At 66.3% G+C, this 26,351-nt stretch carries 13 protein-coding genes and 1 tRNA gene; 7 read left to right on the forward strand and 7 right to left on the reverse strand.

The features are described from left to right. Positions 1-590, reverse strand: a 590-nt coding sequence (locus tag KD1_RS08945; protein WP_217995848.1) for a hypothetical protein, incomplete at its 3' end; no start/stop codon positions are given. A gap of 235 nt (positions 591-825) precedes the next feature. On the opposite strand from KD1_RS08945, the gene KD1_RS08950 reads away from it, so the two are divergent. Continuing rightward, on the forward strand, positions 826-1,206 hold the full coding sequence (locus tag KD1_RS08950; RefSeq protein ID WP_157073257.1) for a nuclear transport factor 2 family protein: 381 nt from the start codon (positions 826-828) through the stop codon (positions 1,204-1,206). Positions 1,207-1,293: 87 nt separating this feature from the next. Here the strand turns inward: KD1_RS08950 and KD1_RS08955 are convergent, their stop codons facing one another. Next, on the reverse strand, positions 1,294-2,931 hold the full coding sequence (locus KD1_RS08955; protein WP_068400713.1) for an IS1634 family transposase: 1,638 nt from the start codon (positions 2,929-2,931) through the stop codon (positions 1,294-1,296). Between the two features lie 452 nt (positions 2,932-3,383). Between KD1_RS08955 and KD1_RS08960 the strand changes: the two genes are divergently transcribed. From KD1_RS08960 to dcm, 5 genes are all read left to right on the forward strand, one after another. After that, complete coding sequence (locus KD1_RS08960) at positions 3,384-11,114, forward strand: SdrD B-like domain-containing protein (protein WP_068400717.1); 7,731 nt, start codon at positions 3,384-3,386, stop codon at positions 11,112-11,114. A gap of 11 nt (positions 11,115-11,125) precedes the next feature. Next, the gene (locus KD1_RS08965; protein ID WP_157073258.1) at positions 11,126-11,698 is read left to right on the forward strand and encodes a hypothetical protein; all 573 of its coding nucleotides are present in this window, start codon (positions 11,126-11,128) and stop codon (positions 11,696-11,698) included. Positions 11,699-12,001: 303 nt separating this feature from the next. Continuing rightward, the gene (locus KD1_RS08970; protein WP_157073259.1) at positions 12,002-15,052 is read left to right on the forward strand and encodes a hypothetical protein; all 3,051 of its coding nucleotides are present in this window, start codon (positions 12,002-12,004) and stop codon (positions 15,050-15,052) included. A gap of 7 nt (positions 15,053-15,059) precedes the next feature. Next, positions 15,060-20,375: a DEAD/DEAH box helicase family protein gene (locus tag KD1_RS08975; protein ID WP_068400727.1), complete on the forward strand. Its 5,316-nt coding sequence runs from the start codon at positions 15,060-15,062 to the stop codon at positions 20,373-20,375. Between the two features lie 265 nt (positions 20,376-20,640). Beyond that, positions 20,641-22,053 carry a DNA (cytosine-5-)-methyltransferase gene (dcm, locus tag KD1_RS08980; RefSeq protein WP_068400730.1) on the forward strand — a complete coding sequence of 471 codons (1,413 nt, stop codon included), beginning with the start codon at positions 20,641-20,643 and terminating at the stop codon, positions 22,051-22,053. A gap of 1 nt (position 22,054) precedes the next feature. Here dcm and KD1_RS08985 read toward each other — a convergent pair whose 3' ends face one another. From KD1_RS08985 to KD1_RS09000, 5 genes are all read right to left on the reverse strand, one after another. Continuing rightward, a complete protein-coding gene (locus KD1_RS08985) occupies positions 22,055-23,509 on the reverse strand; it encodes a hypothetical protein (RefSeq protein WP_157073260.1) in 1,455 nt (484 codons plus the stop codon). 161 nt (positions 23,510-23,670) lie between these two features. Further along, positions 23,671-23,753: transfer RNA gene (locus KD1_RS08990), tRNA-Leu, on the reverse strand. Between the two features lie 110 nt (positions 23,754-23,863). Continuing rightward, a complete protein-coding gene (locus KD1_RS16570; RefSeq protein WP_157073261.1) occupies positions 23,864-24,049 on the reverse strand; it encodes a hypothetical protein in 186 nt (61 codons plus the stop codon). A 141-nt stretch (positions 24,050-24,190) separates the two neighbouring features. After that, complete coding sequence (locus tag KD1_RS08995; RefSeq protein WP_217995849.1) at positions 24,191-25,102, reverse strand: oxidoreductase; 912 nt, start codon at positions 25,100-25,102, stop codon at positions 24,191-24,193. A gap of 21 nt (positions 25,103-25,123) precedes the next feature. Beyond that, entirely contained in the window at positions 25,124-25,543 is a 420-nt protein-coding gene (locus KD1_RS09000) for an HIT family protein (protein ID WP_068400736.1), read from the reverse strand. A gap of 54 nt (positions 25,544-25,597) precedes the next feature. Between KD1_RS09000 and KD1_RS09005 the strand changes: the two genes are divergently transcribed. Next, a complete protein-coding gene (locus KD1_RS09005; protein ID WP_068400739.1) occupies positions 25,598-26,206 on the forward strand; it encodes a dihydrofolate reductase family protein in 609 nt (202 codons plus the stop codon). Positions 26,207-26,351 lie beyond the last annotated feature (145 nt).

Raw genomic sequence — 26,351 nt, forward strand, 5'->3', positions numbered from 1 at the left:
TTGCCGGCGAACACCCAGCGACCGCCGGCACTCACGCCGACGGCAAACCCGAGGTAGCCGCCGCTGCGGCGCATGGCGTTGACCTCACGCTGGGTGTACATCCCCGAGGTCACGAGCTCGCGCCAGGCTGAGGCATTGTTTGCGTAGGCCGGTGCCGCCACGCGCGGCCACACCTTGTGGGTTCCGAGCTTCGTCTTCATGGTGCCCGGCTTGAGGCTCAGCGCCTTGGCCGTGAGCCAGTACCGGCCGCGCGGGCTGTCGGGGATGGCGAGTGCCTGCGCGGGCGTGATCCCGGCCGGTGCCAGGCGCGTCCGGTCCTTCTTCGCGCGCCAGACCAGGGCCCGCTTGTCACAGTCCTTCGAATCGGTCTGGAGGCGTCGAGCGGTGTGCGCGGCCCTGGCCGGCACGCCCGTGGTGTTGACCTTCCGGAACGACTTCCCCGTGGTCGAGCATTTCGCGGCCTTCGTGGTCGTGGCGGCGCCCGCAGCGGCCGGCGCTGCGGTGGCGCCGGGCGAAGCGACGCCCAGAGCTCCCCCGACAGCGAGCGCAACGGCGCTGAGCGCGGAAAACGTGGTGGTACGACGAGACATATTTCCCCCTATGTGTAGTCGGAGTGACTGCCACCACGATGCCAGATGTCAGCAGGTGGGTGGGGCGACTGCGGCCCGAGGTCCTGCGCGTCGACTGCAAGAGGGCCAACCGCAGGACGTGTCCGATTCTGACCATAGCCAGGCGCCCGCGCACCTCGTCCCCCAGGGCGGAGGTTCGTAATCTCATGAATGTCACAGCGGCGATCGACCGCTTCCCACCCCGAACGGAATGAGCATGAGCGACCTCAGCACGAACAAGCAGATCACCGTCGATTTCTACCAGACAGCGTTCGACGGCAATCCGGCCAAGGCCGTCGCCGATCACCTCGGCGACCGCTACATCCAGCACAACCCCCAGGCTCCGGACGGCGCGGAGGCCTTCATCGGATTCGTCGAGTGGCTTCGTGGTGAGAACCCCGAACTGGAGCTGAATATCAAGCGGGTCATCGCCGAGGGCGACCTCGTCTTCACCCACTCCGAGCTCGTGCTGAAGCCGGGCACGCCCGGCCGCGCGCTGGCCGACATCTTCCGCCTGGAGAACGGCAAGGTCGTCGAGCACTGGGATGTCATCCAGGACATCCCGAGCGAAGCCGCCAACGACAACACCATGTTCTGATCGGCATCAGACGTCCGACGCTCACTTCTTGCACGAGACTCCTCGGGGCTTTCGCCCTGAGGAGTCTCCTGAGTTGGGTCAATCGGCTTAGTGCCTTGAGGTCGGGCGAGTCAGCGCCTCGAGGATGGCGGCTTCGTCGGTGTTTAGTGCGGGTGGGATGGTCGTGATGACGCCGTTGATTTCGACGGTGGCTGAACGCAGCGGCTTCAGGGTGCGCAGGACGCGTCGCAGGGACAGCCCGGTCCGGTGCTGCACTTCGCGGCTTACGGCGAGGGCGGTGAACACAATGGTGAGGTGGGCCTCGATCGCGTCGCGGGTGCGGGCGAGCATGGGTCGGGCGCGCAGGTCGGTCTTGGACATCCGGAACGACTGCTCGACATTCCAGAGGTCGTGGTAGCTGGCGATGATCTCGTGTGCGGCCATCAGCTCGGCGGGGATGTTGGTGACGTACCCCTTCAAACCGACCAGTCGCCGCGCCCGCGCGAGTGAGGCCTGGTCCAGGGTGCGGGAACCGTTGCGGCTCTTGACGAATCTCGGTGTCCGCGCGGCCTTTTCACCGGCAACCACGGCTTTGGCTCGGTTCTCCTGCAGGGTCAAGGTGGTGCGGTCTCGCGCGGCCCGTTTCGCGGAGTACGCCCACACCGCCCGCCATGACCCGGGATGTTGATTGCGATCCCACACCGGTTCGGCCTTGATCTTCGGGTCGTTCTCGACCGTGTGCCCGGTGCGCGGGGTGAGGGTGTCGATGAGTTGCCCGTCGGTGAACGCGTCACCGTGCCAGCGGAAATGGGACTCCAGGTCCTTGGGCGCCTTGGTCACCCTCGATCCGACGATGAACCGCAGGTTCGCCTCGTCGAGGGCTTTGAGGTTGGACCCGGACAGCATCCCGGCGTCGGCGACCACGACCATGTCGGCCAGGCCGTGACGAGCCTGGAACGCCTTGACGATCGGGACGATTGTGGCCGTTTCTGCCTTGTTCCCTTCGTAGCAGCCGATCTCAAGTGGGAACCCGCGCCGGTCAACGAGCAACCCGACCACGATCTGCGGATCGACGCGGCGTTCCTTGGAGTAGCCGACCTTACGCAGGTCATCCTCCTTCTCGACCTCGAAGTAGAGCGTGGTGACGTCGTAAAGCACCAACGACACATCACCGGTGGTGGTGACGTGCTCGAAACATGCCGCGGCGATCTGGTCGCGATACATCCCCTGATGCGCCCGGCGCAGCGTTCGCTTCCGCGTCGACAGGCTCACCGCCCGCTGCCCCAACTCGGCCAGGACCCGGTCGATGTCGAGCAGGCTGGTCGGCTCCACCACCCGTGCGATGACCAAATCACGGAAACTCTCATCGGCCACGACGTCGAACCCCAGATCCGTGTATACCCCGGCAAGGGCCTCGTACAACAGACCCGAGGACGTCTTGAGCACCCGCGACCTCGACACCATCGCCCGCGCCGCCGGCTTCACCGCGGGCTCGGCGAACAGGCCCGACCCCTCCGGCGGGGGCACCATCACCGCCTTCGCCGCCACCGGCGTGATCCCCAAGTCCAGCACGCCCTGCCGCTCATCAGCCAGCAGGCGCCGCGCCTCCTCCATCAGCAACCCGAGGTCGGCCTCGTCACGGGCAGAGCCGACATGACGCACAATCCGACGCCGGCCGTTGACCGATTCAGCGATCTGCACAGCCGTCGAACCCGAAGCCGTCCGCACCCGCCGAACCCACACCACCGCGCGACCTCCCACCAAATTAGTGCCTTAGCGACACACTAACCAAACACATCGCCACAGGTCAGAGCGATCCCAGTCCCGAGAAACTACTCAAGTGACCCAACTCAGGTCTTCCGCCTGGAGAACGGCAAGGTCGTCGAGCACTGGGATGTCATCCAGGACATCCCGAGCGAAGCCGCCAACGACAACACCATGTTCTGATCGGCATCAGACGTCCGACGCTCACTTCTTGCACGAGACTCCTCGGGGCTTTCGCCCTGGGGAGTCTCGTGCGTTCAGCCGATTCTCGACGCGTCACGTCGTCGTGAAGAACGGCCTTGCCGGTCTCCAAGGTGTTCCCAAGGTCCACGCGGGAGTCTCGTGCGCGCAGGGGGCGGCGACTCCCTACCGGGCCATGCTGTGTGGCTCGGTAGTCAGGGACTGCTCCGTCTGCCGGAGCGAGGTGCAGCACCATGGAACGCTGGGTGACGGATCACAGTCGAGCGGGATGGGCACGAGCCAAGGGCTACCTGATCCGCGTGGGGCTCGCCACGATCGGGATCGCGCTGCTGTCCCACCTCCTGCGGGTGCCCCTCCAGGGCCGCGGCACCGACGCATCATTCGCGACGGTGGCCAGCGAGACTCTCCAGTCACTCCCGCTCGTGGCGCTGGTGTTCCTGCTTGGCGAGCGTGCCGCCGCAGACACCTTCCGCTGGCTGCGCGCCGGAGGGGGCAGCAGCCGCTCCGACCACCGCACCGCCCGCTGGGTGGGCGTCCTCGTCGCAGCCGCGGCCTACGCCACCCTGACCATTCAACTCAGCGTGGTCCGGAGCTGGTTCCTGACAACCGGACCGCGACCCGCCCTCGACCCCGCGCGACTGCTCGCCGACGCCGCGATCGCCGGCTTGGTGTGCCTCGTCATCGTCACGCCCCTCGCCACCAGCCCCCGGCGCCGGGCGGCCACGGCACCGACACGAGGACAGCACCGCGATCCCGCCTCCGCCGCGACCCGGTGGAACACGCGGTCCCTGACCCGCGCGACCGCGGCGGTCGGAGCCGCGGTCCTCGCCGGCGCGACCCAGTTCGTCCCGGTGCTGCAGTCCGCCGACACGTCGGCAGCGTCCGCAGCCACCGCAGCAACCTCCACGTCCTGCACCGCATCCAACGCGGCCCGCCAGTACGACGTCGCGGCCCTCAGCGTCCCCATCCCCTACAACCGATTCGGCGATGTCGACCCCCACGGCATGATCTACGTCCTCGAGCAGGACCGGGCCGCCGTGAAGAACTGGTTCCTCCCCCTCAACGCCGACCCGAACGCCGATCCGGCCAGTAACCGCCGCTTGCGCCCGCGCCCCCTCGTCCTGCGCGCCAACGAGGGCGAATGCGTCTCGATCACGTTCACCAACCGGCTCGACCCGACAGCCCTGGCCGGCGCGGTGACCAACCCCCGCGTCTCCCTCCACGCCGCCGGCGTCGCCTACAACGCCGCCACCTCCGACGGCGGCAAGGTCGGCTACAACGAGGACACCACGGTCGGGATCGGCCAGACCATCACCTACGCCTGGCGTGCGCCCTCCAGCGAAGGCCTGTTCCTGTTCAAGGACCAGGGCATCCCCGCCGGTGGCGAGGCCGAGGGCGGCAGCACCACACACGGCCTCTGGGGCGGCTTGGCCGTCGAACCGGCCGGCTCCACGTGGGCCGACCCGCGCACCGGCCTGCCGCTGTACCCGACGAGCAACGTCGCCGAGGTCAGTGGCGAGCTGTACCTCGACGCCGACATCACCCAGTCCTCCGGCACAACCTTCCGCGAGACCGTCCAGATCTCCCAGGACGAGATCCCCGGCATCGGCTTCGGCTTCAACTACGGCGCCGACGCGCAGCGCAACCGCGACAAGCAACGCTGCCCCGACTGCGTCGGTGAGGAGACCTCCCTCTCCTCCTGGACGTACGGCGATCCGGCCCTCGTCAAACTCGCCAGCGGCGGCGAGACACCCGGCGGCCGGGGCTGGCCGGTCACGGCAGGCACCGACCCGGAGGACTGTCAGAACGACGACGGCAACGGCCACCCGGCGATGATGATGCCCGTCATCGCGGGCACGCGCGTCCCGGCGAGCTGTTGGACCGCGAACGTGACGCACGCCTACAAGGGCGACCCGACGAAGATCCGTTTCGGGCACGCGGGGGTCAAGGAGACCCACGTCTTCCACATGCACGCGCATCAATGGCTTTCGGAGCCTCGTGAGGTCGGCACGGCGGGGAGCAACCCGACCACGCCGGACAACGCGAACCGGCGCCCGACCGGCACGACGATCGACTCGCAGACCTACTCGCCGGGCGAGACCTTCACCGCCGACCTCCTCTTCGGCGCGGGCAGCAAAAACGGCACGGTCGGAGACGCGATCTTCCACTGCCACCTCTACCCGCACTTTGCCGAGGGGTTCTGGTCGTTGTTCCGCACCCATGACGTGCGCGAGGACGGCCGCGGCACCACGCCCGACGGCATCCGGGTCCGGCCCCTGCTCGAACTACCGGATCGTCGTACGACGACTCCGGCGGCCACGGCCGACAATCCCGGTTACCCGCGCTTCATCCCCGGCACATTCGGGTGGCGGGCACCGCAACCGCCGAACACGGTCACCGAGGCCGACGGCAGCGCGGCCACGCGGATCGTCGCGGGGCAGGGTCTCGACACGACGCTCCTGAACCAGGTCCAGGAGATCTCGACCCAGCGCACCGGCGGCACCTTTGCCCTGGCCTACCGTGGCCAGACCACCGCACCCATCGCCGACGACGCTCCGGCTTCGACGGTCAAGGCCGCGCTCGAGGCGCTGACCAAAATCACCACCGTCAATGTCGGCGGCAGCGGCACCACCACCGACCCGTGGGTCGTCACGTTCGAGAACCCGGCGCGCAACGTCCGGGCCCTGACCTCGACCGACCCAGTCACCATCAGCACCCGCGGCAACGACGTCGCGAGGGCCCTGCAGACCGAACGCCGCGTCCAGAAGCGCGGGTATCCGGGCTCCGATCCACTCCCCGGAGCGCCGTTGGGCGACCCCTGCCCGACGGGCGCCCGTGAGGTCACCTACAACGTCACCGTGCTCCAGACCGACATCACGTACAACGAGGCGGGCTGGCACGACACCCAGGGACGCATGCTCGTGCGTACCGCTGACGTCCCGGCCATCGACGCGGGAACGATGAAGCCCGAGCCGCTGTTCATCCGCGTCAACGCCGGCGACTGCGTCAACTTCAACCTCACCAACCGGCTGCCGAACTGGTACGGCAACGACGCGTTCCAGGTGCTCCAGCAGACGAACATGTTCGGTGAGCACATCCACCTCGTGAAGTTCGACGTCACGGGATCGGACGGGTCGAGCAACGGCTGGAACTACCAGCAGGCGGCGTTCACCAAGCTCCAGTCGGACTTCAACGCCGAGGTCATCGACGGCACGCGGCCGTGCTCGGCCGACGAGGCCGCCGGCGCGTGCCGCCTCGCGCTGCCCGGCGCTGACGGGTACAGCCCAACCGCGCAGCCCAAGGCCGTCGGCCAGACCATCCACGAGCGGTGGTACGCCGACTACGAGTTGCGCACCGTCTTCACCCACGACCACCACTTCCCGGCGGTCGACCAGGGTCGAGGTCTGTTCGGCGCCCTGATCGTCGAGCCGACGGGCATGGACTTCCGCGACAGCCTGACCGGGCGGTACCAGCAGCCGATCAACGACTCGGCCAACGGCACTCCGTGCGGAGCGTCGTGCGAGGGCACCGCGGCGGGTGCGACGTTCGACGTCATCGGCCCCGGGTCGAGCGACGACTTCCGCGAGTTCGGCCTGGCGTTCCAGGACTTCGTGCCCCTGACGAAGGCCGGAGGCAACCCGCAGAACGCGGCCGACACGTTCAACCCGCCCGCCGCACCGGAGACCTACGCCTCGAACGACCCGGGCGTCATGGGCATCAACTACCGAAATGCGCCGTTCGTGCTGCGCGACACGGTGAACGGAAAGCGAACCGACCCGGCCCACGTGTTCAGCTCGACGTTGCACGGCGATCCGCAAACCCCCGTGTTGAAGGCGTACTCGGGTGACCCCGTGCGGATTCGCCTCATCGCCGGGGCGCAGGAGGAGCAGCACACCTTTGCCCTGCACGGCATGCGCTGGCGTGACGAGCCGGACAACCCGAAGTCGGCCGTCGTCGGCTCGAAATCGCTCGGCGTCTCCGAGGCGTTCAACTTCGAGCTGCCGGAGATGGACTGCGCGATCAACACCGATTGCCGCGGCGATTACCTGTACACGAGTTCCGGCACCGACGACGCCTATCTCGGCATGTGGGGGCTCATGCGGGTCTTCGGCAAGGGTGACAAGCAATTGCGGCCGCTGCCGGACAACGTTCCGCAGGCGGTCAATGGCACGACCAACTTCGCCGTCACGCACGAGGCTCCGCCACTGGCGAACGCACCGGGGAAGGTGTGCCCGACCGGAGCGCCGACCACGGAGTTCCGCGTGGCCGCCACCGACGCGACAATCACGTACAACACAGCCGGTGACCACGATCCGTACGGGCTCGTCTACGTCGCGGCCCGGCCCGGCGAGACGATCGACGAGGCCGTGGCGCGCGTGCGGGCACACCCCGAACCGCTGGCCATCCGCGCCAACGAGGGCGACTGCATCGAGGTCACGCTGCACAACCGCATTGACCCCAACGGCGCATTCGCGAGGGCGCATGGACCGCTCGGCGCCGCGGACGGCGATCCGACACTGCCGCTCGAACCGCCGACCGGCACCCCCGCCGGGCTACGCGTGTCATTGCACCCGCAGTTGCTCAAGTACGACGTGCGCGGGTCCGACGGCGCGACGGTCGGATTCAACCGCGACCAGAGCGTGGCGCCGGGCGAGAAGATCCTCTACCGGTGGTTCGCCGATGACGTCAGCCCGGGCCAGCTCGGGGCGATCAACCTCACCGACTACGGCGACGTGCGCGGTCACCGGCACCACGGCCTGTCGGGTTCGTTGACGATCGAACCCACCGGAGCGACGTACCACGACGCAATCTCGGGCGACCCGATCATCAGTGGCCCGGTCGCGGACATCCGGGTGCCCGGTCAGCCCGATTTCCGGGAGTTCACGCTCCAGGTGCAGGACGGCGTCAACCTGCGGGACGCCCAGGGCGCCATCATCGCCGACCCGGCCGACCACCCACCGGCGCCCGGCGAGGCTTCGGCTCCGGTCGACGCCGAGGACCAAGGCGAGAAGGGCTTCAACTACGCCTCGGAGCCGTTCCGCCACCGCGTGGGTCGGGACCCGATCACGGCGACCCCGACCAACCCGATCGACGGCGTGGCCCTGGCGAACGTGTTCAGTTCGCGCGAGCACGGCGATCCGGCCACGCCGATCTTCCGGGCGTACGCGGGTGACCCGGTGCGGGTGCGGCTCGTGCAGGGCGGGGACAAACCGCGCCAGAACTCCATCGAGATCAGCGGGCACGCTTGGCGGCGACAGCCCGGCGATCCGAACTCCGATCTCGTCGGGGCGCAGGGTGGCGTGTCCGTCAACCGGGCGTTGAACCTCGATCTCGACGCGGCCGGGGCAGGTCAGTCCGGTGACTACCTCTACCGCAACCCGGTGGCGTACAACCACCTTTCCGGCGGCATGTGGGGCATCCTGCGGGCCTACGAGCCGGCGACGACGGGTGGGCTGTGGCAGCCGGACCCGTTGGCAGCGGGATCGACCTCGATGCTCGACGGCGACAACCCGTACCGCTCGGAGTACCACCCGCTGCAGCCGCTCGAGCAGACGAGCCTGTCCATGTCGGTGTTCGACGACGGCAACGCCAACGGGACGCAGGGCACGGGTGAAGGTGTCGCCAAGGGCGCGACCCTGACGCTCACCCCGGCCGATGCGTCGTCGCCGGAGATGCGTGCGACCGTCGGCGCGTCCGGATCGGCGGACTTCTCCGTCGGTCGCGGGGCGTACGACCTTGCTGTGAGTGCTCCCGATGGGTGGGCGATCACGACTCCGCGCAAGGTACGGGTCGACCTCACTGCAGAGAACGCGTTGGCGGAGGTCTCGTTCGGCCAGGTCAAACTCGGCGAGGCCGGGGTGCGGTTGTTCAACGATGTCGACGGCGATGGTGCCGTTGGCGCTGGTGAAACCGCGTTGGACGGCTGGTCGGTGAGTCTGTCCCAGGGCGCGGACGTGCGCCGGGCCACCACGAACGCCCACGGGATCGCCGTGTTCTCCGGGCTCGTGCCGGGAGACTGGTCCGTGACCTCGGACCAGGCCGGCTGGCTGCCCACGCGGAAACTGCCGGCAACCGTGACCGTGACCGAGGGCGCGATCCGCGCTCCGGCGAGCGACACCCCGGTGGGATTCGCCCGCAAGGCGGGCCTGAGCGTGAAGGTCTTCAACGACGCGAACGACAACTCGACCCAGGACACCGGGGAGAGTTCGAAGGCGGGCTGGAAGGTCACCGCGGTCGGCGGGCCGCCCGAGCGGCAGGTCACGGTGACGGCGACGACCGACGCCAATGGCGTGGCGACCTTCGTCGACCCGGATCCGGCCATCACGGGACTCCGCCCAGGTGCGTGGACGATCAGGCCGAGCCTGCCCGCGGACTGGAGTCTGCGCGGCGGCGCGGGCGAGACGACCACAACGACGAGCGGCGCGACGCCCGGATTCTCGTGCGGCCCGTCGTCGTGCCAGACGACGCTCCTGTCGGAGACGACCCAGGTGGCGACGTTGCGGGTGCGCAACCCGTACGTGCGCATGGTGGCCGTGCCGTTTGTCGATGCCAACAACGACGGGGTCAAGCAGGGCTCGGAGAGCAAGCTCGTCGGGTGGACCGCGTCGGTGTATCCGGTGTTGTCCGATGGCGGCTTGGGTGCGGGGCAACTGCTGGACACGGGCAACGACGGTCGAGCGGACTTCTACCCGCTGCCTGGCAACACGTACGAGATCGAGATGATCTCGCCGGAGCGCTCGAGCGACCCGGCCGTGCCGGTGTGGACGTCGACCAACCGGGCGGGCTGCGCGGCGTACGGCCAGGGCCAGCGGCGATGCGTCACCCGGGTGAGCGTGCCCAGCGGTGAGACCGGAACGGCGTCGTTCGGGTTCATCCAACTCGGTGTCGTCTCCGTGCGGGTCTTCCACGACTACGACCGGGATGCCCAGGTTGACGAGGTCGAACCGGCGCTGGCCAACCGCACGGTGACGCTGTGGAGTACCAATGGCAAGACGGCGCTGGGGACGGCCGTGACCGATGCCTCGGGTCTGGCGAGCTTCTCGGCCAACGTCGGCACGAAGTACATGGTCAGTGCCGCGGTGCCGACCGGGTGGGTGGCCACGGCGCCGGTCGATGCGAAGGGCTCGGTCATCGCGAAGGTGGCCGTGACCGGGCCCTCGCCGACGAGCCAGGTGGAGGTGACGTTCGGGCAGTACAACTCGCGCGACAGCGTTCCTCCGCCGGTGCCGGTGGCGAGCTCGGCCGGTGGGAGTTTCACCGAAGCGCAGACGGTGACGTTGACGTCGGAGACCGGTGCGACGATCCGCTACACGCTGGACGGGTCGATGCCGTCGGCGACCCATGGCATGCGTTATGGCTCCGGTGTCGTCATCGGTGGCGATCGCGTCCTGCGGGCCGTGGCGATTGATGCGGCTGGCAACGTCAGTGGCGAACTCGCCCCGGATGACCCGACCCTACCGCCCGGGCTGAGCTTCCGGGTGAGTGTGCCGGGGGCGACGGCCGGTTCGGCGACGGCGGTGCGGTGGACGGTGCTCCGCGGTGGTACGCCCAGGGGTGACCCCGCCGCGACCCTGGCGAACGAGGATGGCAACCGCCTGCTCGTGCCTTCGGCGTTCATCTCGAAGTCGTCGGGCCACGGGATCGATGGGTATGCGACGGTGCGGCTGCCGGCCGGTCAGCGGAGTCTGGCGACGCTCGGGGCGGTGGTCGACTCGCGGGTCAACCTGCCCGGGGCGGGGGGTGCGCTGTGGCTGTACGACTGGCGTGCCGGGTCGTGGACGCGGATGCTGCCCGACGATTCGATCGACACCGCGGATCTGCGTGCGGTGGTGTATGCCAGTGGCGACCTGGGTCGATTCGTCAGCACAGGCGGCGACGTACGGGTCAGGCTGGCGGCCACGCGCACCAAGGGTGCGTTCGACACCCAGGTCGACCAGGTCGTGTTGAGGTACTCGTACCGATGAGAGGACTCGTCATGGTTCCTTCGGTTGCCGCGCCCCCGCGGTTGTGGGGGCGGGGTCTGGCCGGACCACTCGCCGTGGTGGCCGTGCTGTTGGTCGTCGCCGCCGGGATCTGGGGCGTGCAGTTCGTGCGGGCCGCGCCGCACGACGGTGGGCCGGCGTGGTCGGCGGTGCCCGGGGGTCACCTGCGGGTCGGTGAGGTCGTCGACGCCGAGGTGGATCACTCGAAGATGAAGGGCATGGGTCCGATGAGTGAGGCCGATGAGGTGCCCAAGGGGTATCGGCGGATCGCCGTGCCGGTGTCGGTGTCGGCCGACGCGGGCGCGATCACGTGGCGCAACGAGGACTTCGTCATGGCCACGCCCGAGGGCGCTCGCGTGGGCGCGTACCGGGCGGAGCTCGGTGACGGCCGGATTCCCGAGCGGACGCAGGTGTCGGGTTCGGTGGTGTTCGACGTGCCGAGTGGCGCGACCGGGTTTGCGCTCGCATTCCTGGGGAGTGATCCGGTCGAGGTCAAGGCCGCGCCGGGGGTGCTGCCGACGGTCAAGCCGTCGAAGCCGGCGAGATCGGGTGGGCATCACCACTGAGTTCGGTCCACCTACGGACAGTGGGGTGACAGCGCCCTCTGTTGTGGCGCGGATGACCTTGCCACTGTAATTGACAAAACAGCATGCCAAATTGACAAACTCGTTGTCAGGGTCGGTCCCAGCCGACGACGATGACCCAGATGCCGGGTCAGGACACCTAGGCGGACTCGTGTTGTCATCTTTTGCTCGGGAGAGCAATCCCTGTTTGCCGTAGTGCCTGCTGACATCCAGTCGGGCCCTCGCAACGTTGTCGGTGGCCATCGCTAATGTGGCCGTCAACACAGGTGAGGGAGGCCAGTAGGCGTGGATGTTTGGGGAGAGTACGACCGCTGGAACACGGAACTCGCCGTAAGGTACTTCGGTGAGGCGTGGGAAGGGGTCCCCAGGTACCTGGAGCCTCAGGAGGATCTTCTGCGCGACGCGGCGTCGGCCTTGGGTTTGACCGCCGCGAACCCGCTGGCGAGCCTTGTGGCGGCGGTTCGTCCGACCCTTCAACTCGGCGACCGAGGATCAGCGACTCTCGCCCGACACCGTTCTCGGTTCCAAACTTGGCGACGAACCCTTCGCGAGACACCTACGGCCCCAGATGGCTCGGAGGGTGTGTCCGCGCCGCCGGTCGTCGCCCTACTCGTGGTGCTGGTCGCAGCAGCCACACGCATGGGCGCCGACGACACCGAGGCCGCGCACGCGTACTACCCCAGACTGAACCAACTTCTTGGGCTCGACTCAGCGGAGGCCGCGCGTCTCAAGACCGCCTTTACCGTGACCGAGTCTTTCTGGCGAGGGGTCAATGAGTACCTCGAGGCACACGAAGGCAACCTAGGCTTGCCCACCGCGTACGCATTGGGGCACCGGTACGTGGGGTTGCCGCAGTCTCAGGCATTGATCCGAGCGGGCGATCGGGCAAAGCTCCCCGACTTCTTTGACAGTTTTGGGCTCACGCCAGGTAGCCAACTGGTGCCGTCAGACCTCGAACGACTGCTTGATTCGTGGATCGGCACCGTTCCGACGCCGGTCTCCAACAACCTTGCCAACCTTTGGCGACGAGGGTCCGCTCGGGAGCGGATATGCGGGATCGCATCGGTCGAGTTGGCTCACTGGGACGGAACGAGACGGTCCGGATCAGCCAGCAGTCGGCCCAGGAATGGCATCAACCTGACGCTCGTCCTTCGGAAGACCTTCGGTGGCCGCACAGCCGAACTAAGTTTTGTCACGACGCCGCGGGGAGCCGTGGATGGGCGTGTTCTGCGGGTCATGTCCGCAGAAGGGCAGCCCGAGGTGGGCGTGGTCCCGGCTCCGGGGGGCCGCCTTCGCCCAATGCCGGGCAGCAAGTTGGACCCAGAGTCGCTGACCGGTGCCCTCGTCGAGGTCGAAGACCCTGCGGACGGATCCATCCTTAAGCGGCGACCACGGCGGGTGGTCGTGCTCCGTCGAGATGAACTGGTCGGAGCGTGGACCGAGGTCGAACGCATCCAACTCATGGAGGACTTCGTGGTTCTCGTCGCAGATGATGACAGGCTCGTTTCGATGGTGTCAGACGTCGTGGCGACGCATGGCAGCGTAGATGGTCAGTACGGCGGCCCCCACGACACAAAGCGGGAGTCCATCAGGGGTCTGCCGAATGGGTGGGTGATGCTCGAGAACGTCCGCTTGCACTCCGTGCCGAAGGATGCGAAGGACCTGGACCTCCAACCGCTTATCCCCTTGACCACGGCTCACATGGCGTTCGCGCGGGGCCTCAAACTACCTGGCCGAATCCGAAAGTGGTCCAGTCTGGAGCCGCCCGAGATCCGGGCAGCAGTCGCCGAGGCGGAGTTGATCACGGTCAAACTATGGGAACTGGGCGACGATCGGACACTTCTCGACCAGTGGCAAGAACACGCTCAAGCTCTGGTCGCGCCCTTGAAGGGACAGGATTTTGCGGACGGCGACTATGAGGTCGAGTTGTACGCCGACGACGACAAGGAGCCGTTGTCGGCCAGCACCCTCCGACTGCGCTCGGGTGACTCGCCCGACCTCATGTCCTGGGAGGCGTGCGAGCGCCTGAACTATGAACTTGACACGAATGGCATGGGCGCACTCTCTGCTGTCCAGGCAACCGGTCATAGTGAGGTCCTCGTCGACGGCGTGAACACCATCGGAGCCTCAGACCGCGATCCGGGTTCACAGTCGCTACCGGGCCGACCCCGGTGGACCACTCGGTCTCGCGAGTCGTCCGTTCCTCCACCGCCGATCGTGCTGGGAACTGCAGACCCAACCTCGTGCGTGATGACTGGGCGTCACCGGATAGCGTTGCCCACCTTCATGGGCAAAGCCGAGGGCAAGGTGATCAATGGCACCTGCGTTCAATGCGGCCTGCAGAAGACGTATCCAGCCAAGCCCCGACGACAGCGGGCTGCGGCCCGGCCGGGCGCTCCGCAGACTCCCCTGACGATCGTGGCCCCCGCCGCCAAGCCAACAGACGTGAGTTGGGATTCGTGCCTTGACGCCCTTGTTCACGTCGGAGGTGGTGCGATGCCCGCCCTCGAGCGGATTGCAACGCAGGCCGAGGGTTCGAGTCTGTTCGTGGACGAGTTCGTCCGGACGCTAGAGGTCCTCGGACACATCGATGTCTCTCGCGACTCCCGACTTCAACCTGAGGCTTGGGAGGGCAACCCGGCCTACCTTGCTCAGATTCCGAGTGGCGAGTTCTTGCTTGCGGGGGTTTGGTCTGCGGCGGACCGAAAGCAACTGGGGAACTTGGTCGCGGCTGAGGGCGGTTCCCTTACGGAGAGGCGATCTGTCGGGGACCACATCACCAGTTGGTTCGTCCATGGCCTCACGGTGCGGGAGGCCGAGGCCACGGCTAGCCGTATGGATGCGGTCTACGTCGTTGGTGATGCGGCCGACCTCATGATGCGCGTTCTTCCAACGCTTGGAGTTCTGCAGCAGAACCTGCCGAGTGCTGCCATCCCGGAGTACCGGTCAGCAGAGATCTTTGACCTGACCACCGCGTCGTGGCGTCCCATCCCGGGGCTCGCAGTCTCGGGCGCGTACAGGCTGAGCCAGTCGTTCCGGAAGGCTCACATCTGGGTCGATGAGTCCGGGGCCGTGAAACGCCAGGGGCGTCTGGCAACAGTGCAGTTGGTGAAGCATCTGGCGGCCCGGGCGGCCGGCCACCCGCTAACCGCGTACCTACCCGATTCCAGCACCTTCCTCGTGCCGCTGGGCGCTGATCTGCCGGCACTGTACGGTCGAGCCCTCACCCTCTGCTCCGGGCACCCGCCCGCAATTTCGCCTCGTCAGCGCGTTGTGGCCTATCGCGAGGTGCCGCCAAAAGTCGCCCAACACATGCAGCACCTCCTGAGCAACTAGGACACCCATGACCACCAACCCCCTGAGCCTTCGTGACGACCTCGCCCAGGCCTACCTTCGGTACATCGACACGGCCTTCTGGCTCCGTGACCCGTCGCTCATCGATGAGCGACGGGATCTGCTGACCCAGGGGGACCGCCTTCTCAGTGACTGCTGGATCGAGCCGGTGTTGCCCTATCCGGCGAGCGATGACCTGCTCCAGACAACTCGCTCGGTGGGCATTTCGGACGAGTCTGCTTCGCTGGTTGGGCGCGCCTTGTTCGGTGCCTTCACCCCGCCCGGCACTCCGTTCCGGCTCCGCGCCCACCAGGCCGAGGCCGTGCTACACCACTTCCACAACGGGGCCGCGAACGGTAGGAACGTCGTGGTCACCTCGGGGACCGGATCAGGCAAGACCGAGAGTTTCCTGCTTCCTGTTCTGCTTCGGCTGGCCGAGGAAGCAAGGTCTTGGGCTCCTCAGGCAGCGCCGCAGCTCTGGTGGGAAGGCGGACCCAAGGCCATGTGGCGCCCCGTTCGCCAGCTGGAGTCACGGCCGGCGGCGGTTCGCAGCCTGATCTTGTACCCGACGAACGCGCTGGTCGAGGATCAGATGACCCGACTGAGGCGATCCGTCCGTGCAATCGGTGAGGGGCTCTCTGACCGCCCACTTTGGTTTGGCCGGTACACGGGTGTCACCCTCGGGTCCACGAAGCGGCCGGAAAAGTTCGACTCTGCCGTGAGTGAGGTCCGCCGCGACCTTCAAGATGCGGGCGCCGACTTCCACCGGCTCGCCACCTCCGGATCCGCCGTCGACTTGGCGCAGTTCCCAGACCCTTCGCGCCATGAACTGCTCGTGAGGTGGGACATGGTGGACAGTCCACCTGACATCTTGGTGACTAACTACTCGATGCTCAACGCGATGCTGATGCGGGAGCACGAAGAGTCAATGTTCGCTCAGACCCGCGCCTGGCTGGGCGAATCGCCCTCTCACGTCTTTACCCTTGTGGTCGACGAACTTCACCTCTACAGAGGAACCTCCGGCACCGAGGTAGCCATGGTCGTGAGAAACCTTCTCTCGCGACTGGGGCTGGAGCCGGAATCACCGCAACTTCGGGTCATCGCGACGAGTGCATCCCTTCAGGACGGCCCGGAAGCGTCGGCCTACCTTCAGCAGTTCTTCGGCTTGGAGCCGCGCAGCTTCTTCATCACTGCTGGTCAGCCTCGGAAGCTGCCTCAGGTGGAGGACTTGGACCCGGCCGCGTCTGACGCGGACCTCACCGCCTCAGTGGCGCACGCGTGCTTCGACGATGCATCGGGTCGCTTTCGGGCAACAGAAGCGGCTCGGATTGCAGAACGTTTGCTCGGAAAGGAGGACGTCGGTCTCGAGCACCTGCGCGGGCTGCTTCAGCGACTTGCTGATGCGGGCAACGTCGACGAGGGGATTCCGCTTCGCGCCCACCAGTTCGTCCGGACTCTCCGGGGGCTGTGGGCCTGCTCGAATCGTGAGTGCAGCGGCGTGGTCACTCCATCGCCGGGTCGAGGCGTCGGACAACTGTTCGCTGTTCCCACAGCGAATTGTGACAGTTGCGGATCCCGAGTTCTCGAGTTGCTTTACTGCTATTTCTGCGGGGATGCCAGCCTCGGCGGGTTTGTCGTCGACCGCGGGGGCACTGACGAGCCCGAAGGCTTCAGCATCGGCTCATCAGACGTCGGTCTCGCGCCTACCGGTACCGCCCCGATTTTTCGCCGAAGCCACAGCGAGTACGTCTGGTTCTGGCCCGGTGAGCATCCCATCCAAAGGGAAGTCTCCTGGGAGAAGGTGGGGCCAGCCAGGGACGGGAAAGGCGGCTCCGGCAAGGTGAAGATGGCCTTTACGCCGGCCCGGCTCGACCACGGAATGGGATTCGTAGAGGTCAACGGTGAAGACTCCAACGGGTGGGTATTGACCTACTCAGGCATCGATCCGGATGACAAGGAACTGCGTCTCCCCGCCCTGCCTGAGCGCTGCCCTGCCTGTGACACAAGGTCCCAGTCCAACGGCGCGCAGTTCTATCGAGGCGTGGTGCGAAGCCCGATTAGGGCCCAGACAGCCGGCTCCGCCCAGTCGACCCAACTCTACCTCTCGCAACTTTTCCGCAGTATGGGTGAGACCTCGGACGAGAGCCGCACCATCCTCTTCACTGACTCTCGTGACGATGCGGCACGAACCGCCGCGGGGGTCGCGCTCAACCACCATCGAGACCTCATTCGCCAACTGGCGCAGCAGGTTCTATCTGAGGGCGCTACCAGCATCAGGCCTCTCGTCGAGCGTGGAGTTCGATTCGAGCCACTGACGCCCGACGAGAGTCAGGTGTTCGAGGAGTTCAAGGTCGCCCACTTTGACCTTCTAGCGGTGGTGCAGCGCGCTGCCAACGGCAGTGCTTCGGAAGAGGACGAGCAGCGACTCTCCGAAGTCTTCGACGCTCAAGGACCCCTGCGCTGGTCCAGTCTCCGGCAGGAGATCAGCAAGCGCCTCGTCGGCCTCGGGGTCCCACCGGCGGGCTCTGGACCGTCTTCAGCCGTCAACTCCGACAAGTCACCGTGGTGGACTGCTTTTGTGCCGCCGACCGAGGGCCTGTGGACTCCGCTTCCGGTCCGCGTCCGGCACAGCGAAGCGAGCATGCACCTGGAGAAGTTGAACACGTCTCTGGCCGATGCCCTCTTTGCTCGAGCAGCGATGGACGTGGAGTCAGTCGGCATCGCCTACCCGACCACTATGGCCGTCGTCGATGAGGGCGCGCCCTTCCCTGCAGTTGAGGGCCACCAGATCCTGAACTCATCATTGCGGATACTGGCTCTGCGCGGTCGATGGACCGACAGTGACGCCAAGCCAATGGACACCGTTCCGAAGGTCATCTCCGGCTACCTCGAGGCGATTGCGTCCGAACACGGCCTCGATCGAGACGTCCTAGTGTCCTGGGTCGAAGAGTCCTTGGGGCGGGAGGGGCTGGTGCGGGGATGGTTGATCAATCGTTCCGCACACGGCTCGCCCTTGGCGTTGCTTCCGTGTGGCACCACCATGTATGTCTGCAGGATCTGCAACTTCGCGCACGGGCACGAGTCTGGGGGCGTCTGCGCCAATCGAGGCTGTAACAGGGCCGCTCTTGAGCCACGCCCGCGCGATCAGATCTCTGAAGACAGTTACTACTCGTGGCTTGCCACACTCGCTCCCCGGAGGATGGCGGTCGCTGAGTTGACTGGCCAGACCAAGCCACTCAGCGAGCAAAGGCGGCGTGCTCGAGTTTTCAAGGGGGCGCTCCTTCCGGAACCGGAGGAGAATTCCCTCACCGTTCCGCTTGACGTCCTCAGCGTCACCACGACGATGGAGGTCGGCGTGGATATCGGTTCGCTTCGTTCGACAATGATGGCGAACATGCCTCCGCAGCGGTTCAACTACCAGCAGCGAGTTGGACGAGCCGGGCGAAGTGGCCAGACGTTCTCGTATGCGGTAACAGTCTGTCGTGACCGAACGCATGACGACGACTACTATGCGACGCCGGGGCGTATGACTGGCGACGACCCGCCGCAGCCCTTCTTGGATCTTGCCAAACCCCGGATCATCCAGCGTGTGATCGCGGCCGAGGTCCTTCGGCGGGCCTTCTTGCGCACCGAACCGATGCCGCAGTGGACCAGCAGCAGTATCCACGGCACATTTGGCCTGACGAGCGAATGGGAGATCCGAAGGGAGCAGGTCGACGTCTGGCTCCGAAATATGCCAGACGTCAGATTGGTGTGCGAGCGGTTCGCTGCTCACACGGCGCTTAGTCCCACGGAGAAAGCGGACTTGGTCTCGTGGGCCCGAGATGGGGATCTCCTAGCCAGCATCGACACCGCTATCGCACGCGATGGTGGCGTGACGGCGGAACTGAGCGAATGCCTCGCCACCTATGGGGTGCTCCCGATGTTCGGATTTCCCTCCCGCGTCCGCGAACTTGTAGGGAAGCCCATCAAGGATCGGAAGGACAAGGACAACATCGTCGCGGAGCGCCCCCTGGGTCAGGCCGTTTCGATGTTTGCCCCCGGGGCCAAGATCGTCCGCGATGGTTCGGTCCATGTCGTCGCGGGATTCGCCGCGTGGGACTACTCTGGGTACAAGGTCCGACCCAAGGACCCGTTGGGGAAGGCTCTCGCAGTGGGGACTTGCTCCGACTGTGGGAGTGCGTTTGTGGACCCTGAAAACCCTGTCTGCACGGTCTGCAGTGCTCAGTTGGCAGTTTTCAATGTCCACCAGCCGCTCGGGTTCCGGACGACCTACAAGTCGTCCGACTATCGTGACTCGACGGACGATTCCCCGCAGGCTGGTCAGATTGCCCTCGCGCTGACCGATCAGCCGGTGACTGACGTCGAGGTAAAAGGGAGTCACATTCGGGTGTACGAGAAGGCCCGGCTCCTTCAGATCAACGATAACAACGGCCGGCTTTTCAGGATTGCGACGAACAACGACCGTTCCGTGCTGGTGGACGAACCGACGTTGTACCCCGATGCTCAGGGCTGGCCGCCGGACAATCTGGGCCCGACGAGGGAGATTGCCATTGGCGAACTCAGAGTCACGGACGTGCTCACCATCGGTCTCGGACCGGCGGCCTTCGTTCCCGGCGGTGCCATCAGCGTTCGCTCCGGTGTTCTACCGGCCGGGCACTCGGCGTTCTGGTCTTTGACCGAAGTTCTGCGACGAGGTGCAAAACGGCTCCTGGACATCGACCCCACAGAGCTTGTCACGGGGCTCTACCCGATGCAGCAGGGGCAGATGGGAGTGTTCCTGGCGGACGCGCTGGACAACGGTGCCGGGTATGCAGTCGAGTTGGGGAGGCGGGAGAACTTCTCCCGGCTGCTGTCCGAAACCCGGGTGCGAGTCGCGGATGATTGGTCCCACCCAGAGCACGCCAGTTGCTCTTCAGGTTGCGTCGACTGCTTGAGATCGTACGACAATCACCGCTTACACCACTTCCTCGACTGGCGGTTGGCGCTGGATATGCTCGACCTGCTCGCGGGGGAGCGTCTGCCCGAGAGTAGGTGGCTCCCATTCGGCAACCAAGTTGCTGCCGGGCTCAAGAACACGGCACTCTTGGATGTTCAACACAGGCAGACGTCACAAGGATTCTCGTTCCTGCAGAGCTCCGACACCGGCAGGGCAGTCCTGCTCGGTCTCCCACTTTGGCCCCGGGACTCGGCTGACGAAGTGCCCGAGTTGGCCGCCGCTCTCGAGGAGATCGGATCTGAGTTCGGTCACGACTGTGTCGCCCAGAGCGACGTCTTCGAGGCAGCAAGACGTCCGTTGCAGATTCTCCGTAAGCTCATACCGTGAGCCAGTGGGCAGGGGCGCGTACTGGCAGCGATGGGCGGCGACCTCCTCGCGCCTTCGCCGCTCCCAGAGCGATGTCGGTGGCGACTGATTAGGTCAAGTGAATCCATCTCACTACCACGCGGCCGGCCCGACCGGGCTCAGCCTCGGGAGGGATCAGCCCGTGCATCCGGACCAGCTTCCACTCGACCTGCGTTCTACGCCTACGCCCAGCGACTCGCCCTCAGCGCCACTTGACATGGTTGATGCCTTAGCTAAGCTGGGTGGTATGCCGCGCGCCCCCTTCAAGTACGCCGATCTGTTCGCGGGCATCGGAGGTTTCCATGCTATGCTCGACCATGCGGGTGGCCAGTGCGTCTATGTCTCGGAGATCGATCGCGAGGCGCGAGAGACGTACACTCGGAACTGGATCGAGCCGTTGCCCGTGCGTCACCAGCCCGTCCTCAACACCGACATCACGCTCGACACCCCTGAAGATCTGCCTGTTGGAGTGCCCGAGCATCACGTCTTGGCTGCAGGATTTCCCTGCCAACCCTTCTCAAAATCTGGGTATCAGCGGGGCATGGACGAAGCCCGTGGCACGTTGTTCTGGAACATCGCCAGGATCCTCGAGGAGCGTACGCCCGCTGTGGTGCTCCTCGAGAACGTCCGCAACATCGCTGGCCCACGCCACCGGCACGAGTGGGAGACGATCATCCGCACCCTGCGGGAGTTGGGCTACCGCGTTTCGGACACCCCTACCGTCTTCTCTCCACACTTCCTGCCACCGCATCGAGGCGGTACGCCGCAGGTGCGGGATCGGGTCTTCATCCTCGGCACCTACATCGGTCGCGAGCGCGTCCGCGAGGAACTGGAAGCAGGCCTGAGGCCGGCGGTCACGGTGGCGCGCGGACCTGTCGAGGGTTGGCAAGCAGCAGACTGGCGGAGCGAGTGGGTGCTCGACGCTGACGAGGCGATCACCGACATACAGCGATACAGGCTCAGTGCCCAGGAGACAGCGTGGGTGAACGTCTGGGACGATCTGGTCCAGCGCATGTGGTCCTCCACCGGGATGCGACTCCCCGGATTCCCCCTGTGGTCGGACGAATGGGTACCCGAGCGCAGCCTCGACGCCGCTGAGTTGGACGACCTTCCTCCTTGGAAGCGGCAGATCCTCGTCAAGAACGCCAGGTTCTACGACGCCAACAGACGAGTCATCGATGCCTGGCGCAAAGATCATCCGGAGTTCAACGACTTCCCCGCATCGCGGCGCAAGCTTGAGTGGCAGGCACAGGACGCCGCCTCCCTGTGGGAAACTGTGATGCATTTCCGACCCTCTGGCATTCGTGCCAAGGCGGCGACGTATCTGCCTGCCTTGGTCGCGATCACCCAGACCTCCATCTATGGGCCCCGGCGTCGACGGTTGACGCCTCACGAGGCCGCGCGGCTGCAGGGGCTCCCACGCTCCTTCAACTTCGGTCAACAGCGGGACTCCGCGTCGTACAAGCAGGTCGGCAACGGAGTCGCTGTCGGTGCCGCGTGGCACGTCTTCCGGACGCACGTCCTGCGTGATGCCGCAGACTTGCCAAAGGAACTCGTCAAGGCAGTCCTCGAGGCAGATCTCAACCCCGTCGGCGACGCGCTCTCGTCTGAGGCCTTCGCAGCGGTCGCGCACGACGCCGAACAGCCGAAGGCCAGTTAGGTCAATTCGTCCAGTCGAAGGAGGCGAGCGCTAACCCAGAACTGCGTGCCGTGTTGATCTGCAGGCCGTACTTCGGCCTCCGGGGGCTCCCAGTAGCCATGTCTCCCTTCGGGGCTTGCTTGCCTTGGTTGAAGTCCTTGACCTGGCCGGCAGAGATGGCGGCATCCAAGGCCTCTAGGTTGTGGAAGTAGTAGGCCTCGACGGTGAGCGGTTCGAAGGCCGCCTTCCGTCGGCGCGAGCGCCCGGAGTTCGTGGCAGCAGACCGGACTCCCTTCGCCCGCTTGCGTGCACGGTGCCACGCGACGAATGAACCGTCCTCGTCCTCAATCCCAACGCCGCTGAGCATGAGGAATCCCAAGCCCTGCTCGCCGATGCAGGCCCGCATAGCCTCTCGGTCGTTCAAGGGGGTTGACGTCTGGCCCCTTACCTCCTGCCCTGTTGATGGCGTTCGCCACCGCTCGGTGTGAGCCTTGAGGTCCCAGACGTATCCGAGCGAGTAGTCGAATTCGGTGCGACCGTACTTGGCCCGAGGTGGATCTGGGTTGGGGGCGAAGGCCGCGTTGAGCAGTTCGCGACCCTTCGCCTCGAAGTAGAACCCCTGCCACTCATTGTCGTTGGGACCGCGAGTCAGGCCCTGCTGCTCCATCCAACGGATGGACTTCGGCCCATCCCAGAGGACTCGCCGTCGACCCGCGTCGTCGGACGAGGGCTGCCACCCGTCGAACAGGGCCGCGGCAAGCGCCGCACCCTCCTGTTCAGGGGTTCCAAGAAGCATCGCCTGGGATGCGCCGAGTGTACCCAAGCGCAACTCGGCACCAGCGAGGAGTGTGTTGAGACCAACGAGTGAAATGGTCTCGCCGGTTGACTCGCAGTCCGGGCTCCACGGGGCTCCGAACTCCATCGCGAGCGCTGCACCCAGTTTCGTTTTCGAGAGATTGGTGTCGACGTGGGGCGCAAGATTCTTTGCCAGGTTGATCAGCACGCTCTTCTGCTCCTTGCTTCCCGGGCCCAACCGCTCAGGCCCTGAACCGGTGAGGTTGCTGATCCGGTTGACCGCCTCGATCTTTGATGGTGCGGGTTCGAAGGCCGCCCATCGCGGGTCGTCCAGCCAAGACGGCTTGTTGCCCGCCAGCCGGCGAATGGAGCCCAGATGATAGGCCTCGGTTGCACCCTTCAGGAGCGCATTCAGGCCTTCGAGATTGACGGTGTTGCGGTCCTCGTAGGAGCCCGGCAACCACTCCACCCCTAGGGAGAGGGCGATCTCGGAACCCATGCGTGCGTTCGTTCTGGCCGTGTCGATGTCCAGGTCCAGCGCGTCGCGGAGTGCGAGCATCGCACCCTTCTCCCCTCGGGTGCCCCGCGAAGGCGCTCCTGTCAGCGAGTACACGCGTGCAATGGCCTCCGCCTTTGAGGCAGCTGGGATAAAGAACTGCCCGCTGTCAGGTGTCTCGTCCATGACTCAACTGAACCAGAGCGGAGGTGACATCGAGAGACGGCCCGAGAACGCCCATCTTTGCTGCGACCGGCGGTGAACTCTCTTCGACCAATCCAAGACGCGCGGAAACCCTCGAGCCGGTGGGCTCGAGGGCTTCCGCGCGTCCTGATCCAGGACACCTGTGCGCAAGGGGGGATTTGAACCCCCACGCCCGTAAGGACACTGCCACCTGAAGACAGCGCGTCTGCCGTTCCGCCACTTGCGCGAGCAACGGACATTCTGCCTGACCAGAGACCCAAACTCCAAACCGGGCCCTCTGAGAGGCGCCACCAGAGCGAACTCGAAGGCCTGATCGCCCACGCTCGCGCCGGCTGGTCACTCGCCGAGCAACCAGGTCAAGCCCTCGATGCGGCGCAGAAGGGTCGCCTCCTCCGCAGTCAGGAGATAATCCTCCGCGCGCTCGCGCAGCTCGTCAAGCGTTGCGCCGCTCTGCTCCAGTAGCGCGTCGCGCTGCCGAAGTGCGTCTTCTCGGCTCATCTTCTCGATCGTTGCTGTACCCACGGCTTGACCCCCTTTTGGATTGACCCAGAGTAGGTGATGCCCCTGACAACGTCAGTGTGCCGCACTCAGCGCTCGACTTCAGCGGTAATCCACAGGGCCGCATCGATACCCCGTCCTCGACCGGATCGTGCCGCAGCTCATCTAGAGGCCGACGGCCAACCCGGTCTCCCGCTCCGAGACCTCCCACAACGTCCGGATCGCCGCCGCGTTGCGCCGCAGAATCGGCCGCCTGACCGCTGGCCCGAACGTCCCGAAGCGAGGGCCGTACAACTCCCCGCCGCGCGCCCCCGGATCCGTCGCCGCGCGCAACTGCGGCATCGCACCGCGCTCCGGTGGCATGCCCGCCACCCGCGCGGACCAGGCCCAGAACCCCGCGGACTGCCCCGCGCCGCCGAGGCGAACCGTCTGCGGCTGCAGGTCCGTGTGCGACAAGCCCGGATGCGCGATCAGGCTCGCGGCCCGCGCTCCGGCACGTACAAACACGCCCTGCAAACCCAGCCCGAAGTGGTAGTTGGCGAGCTTCGCCTGGCCATACGCCGGCCACGCCGAGTACCGGCCACGCAGATGCGGATTGCTCGAGTCCAACGGCCGTCCGCTGAAACGCGCGAAACTCGTCACCGTCACGACCCGCGCGGCCGGCGCCGCGACGAGTTCGGGCAACAACCGGGCCGTCAGCGCCCAATGCCCGAGATGATCGACGCCGAGCTGGGTCTCGAAACCGTCCGCGGTACGACCCTCCGGTGTGGCCATGACGCCGGCGTTGTTGATGAGGAGGTCGATGCGCGGCGCCACGTCGACGATGGCCTCGGCGGCCTCGCGCACCGAGTCGAGACTCCCGAGATCGAGCCGGATCGTCGTGAGCCTGGCCTGCGGAGTCTCGCGCCGCACCTCCTCGACGGCCCGCTCGGTCTTGCCCTCGTTGCGGGCAGCCATGACGACGTGCGCGCCCTTGGCCGCGAGCACCCGGGTGGTCTGCAGCCCCAGGCCGCCGTTCGCGCCGGTCACCACCGCCACGCGTCCGGTCAGATCCGGGATGTCATCGACTCCGAACATCAGCACGCCCCTTCGTCGCGTTCATCGTTCCACGGCCAACGCCGCCCGCAACCGAGCCGCGTAATCCGCCGACTCCGCCGCGCTCGCGTATTTCGTGCGCGGCCAGAAGAACCCCCGCAGCCCATCACCCTTGGTGCGCGGCACGACATGGACGTGCAGGTGCGGCACCGACTGGCTGATGACGTTGTTGGTGGCCACGAAGCTCCCCTGCGCGCCGAGCCCGTCGACCATCGCCGCCGCGATCCGCTGCGCCGCCTCGGTGAGCCCGGCGTGCAGCCGCGGCGGCAGATCGAGCAGCGTGCCGATGTGCTCGCGTGGCACGAGCAGGGCATGACCCTTGAAGACCGGCCGTCGGTCGAGGAAACTGAGGAAGTCCGGCTCGTCGAGGATGACGTCCGCGCTGGCCTCCCCCGCCGCGATGGTGCAGAACACACAGTTCATGCGATCAGCCTGCCACCCGGCTCCAGCCGGCGTGGCCATACATGGGAGCACGACATGGGCATTCTGGCAGTCGACCTGTTCATCACCCTCGACGGCGTGTACCAGGCGCCGGGCGGGCCCGAGGAGGACCCGGAGGACGGATTCTCCTACGGCGGCTGGCAGGCACCGTACGTCGACGACGAATCCGGAGCGGCGATCATGGCCGGCATCGACCGGCTCGACGCGTTGCTCCTGGGCCGGGCCACGTACGACATCTTCGCGAGTTACTGGCCCAACCAGCCCAACGAGAATCCGGTCGCGGCCAAGCTCAACGCCGTACCCAAGTTCGTCGCCTCGCACGGGATGACCGAAGCCGCGTGGGCGGGAACGACGGTGATCACCGATCCGCCGACCGAGATCCCGCCGCTCAAGGAGCGCTTCGAGGAGATCCACATCATCGGCAGCGGCAACCTCACCCGACACCTGCTCGACCACGACCTCGTCGACCGGCTCAACCTGTTCGTCTACCCGATCGCGTTCGGCACGGGCAAGCGGCTCTTCGACGGCGCGCTGCCGGCGGCGTTCGAGTTGGTGGAGCCGCCCGTGGCGTTCCCCAAGGGCGCGATTTCGTTGGTCTACGCGCGGGCTGGGGCTCCGGTGACCGGTGTGAAGATGGGCGACTGAGCGATCGCTGTCCCGCGAAGCACGACCGACGTCTACTGCCACCTACTGAAACAATGTTTCAGTAGGTGGCAGTAGACAATGATTGGCCGTACTCCCGAATCCGGCCCCGCGGGGCGGTAACTCAAGGACCCGCGCGCACCCGTTC

Source organism: Kribbia dieselivorans NBRC 106261, from assembly GCF_001552435.1.
Taxonomy (GTDB): Bacteria; Actinomycetota; Actinomycetes; order Actinomycetales; family Dermatophilaceae; genus Kribbia; species Kribbia dieselivorans.

What these genes read in the sequence shown, in the direction of transcription:
- KD1_RS08950 (WP_157073257.1), top strand. Translation starts at nt 826, where the DNA reads ATGAGCGACCTCAGCACGAACAAGCAGATCACCGTCGATTTCTACCAG.
- KD1_RS08960 (WP_068400717.1), top strand. Translation starts at nt 3,384, where the DNA reads ATGGAACGCTGGGTGACGGATCACAGTCGAGCGGGATGGGCACGAGCC.
- KD1_RS08965 (WP_157073258.1), top strand. Translation starts at nt 11,126, where the DNA reads ATGGTTCCTTCGGTTGCCGCGCCCCCGCGGTTGTGGGGGCGGGGTCTG.
- KD1_RS08975 (WP_068400727.1), top strand. Translation starts at nt 15,060, where the DNA reads ATGACCACCAACCCCCTGAGCCTTCGTGACGACCTCGCCCAGGCCTAC.
- dcm (WP_068400730.1), top strand. Translation starts at nt 20,641, where the DNA reads ATGCCGCGCGCCCCCTTCAAGTACGCCGATCTGTTCGCGGGCATCGGA.
- KD1_RS08985 (WP_157073260.1), bottom strand. Translation starts at nt 23,509, where the DNA reads ATGGACGAGACACCTGACAGCGGGCAGTTCTTTATCCCAGCTGCCTCA.
- KD1_RS08995 (WP_217995849.1), bottom strand. Translation starts at nt 25,102, where the DNA reads ATGTTCGGAGTCGATGACATCCCGGATCTGACCGGACGCGTGGCGGTG.
- KD1_RS09000 (WP_068400736.1), bottom strand. Translation starts at nt 25,543, where the DNA reads ATGAACTGTGTGTTCTGCACCATCGCGGCGGGGGAGGCCAGCGCGGAC.
- KD1_RS09005 (WP_068400739.1), top strand. Translation starts at nt 25,598, where the DNA reads ATGGGCATTCTGGCAGTCGACCTGTTCATCACCCTCGACGGCGTGTAC.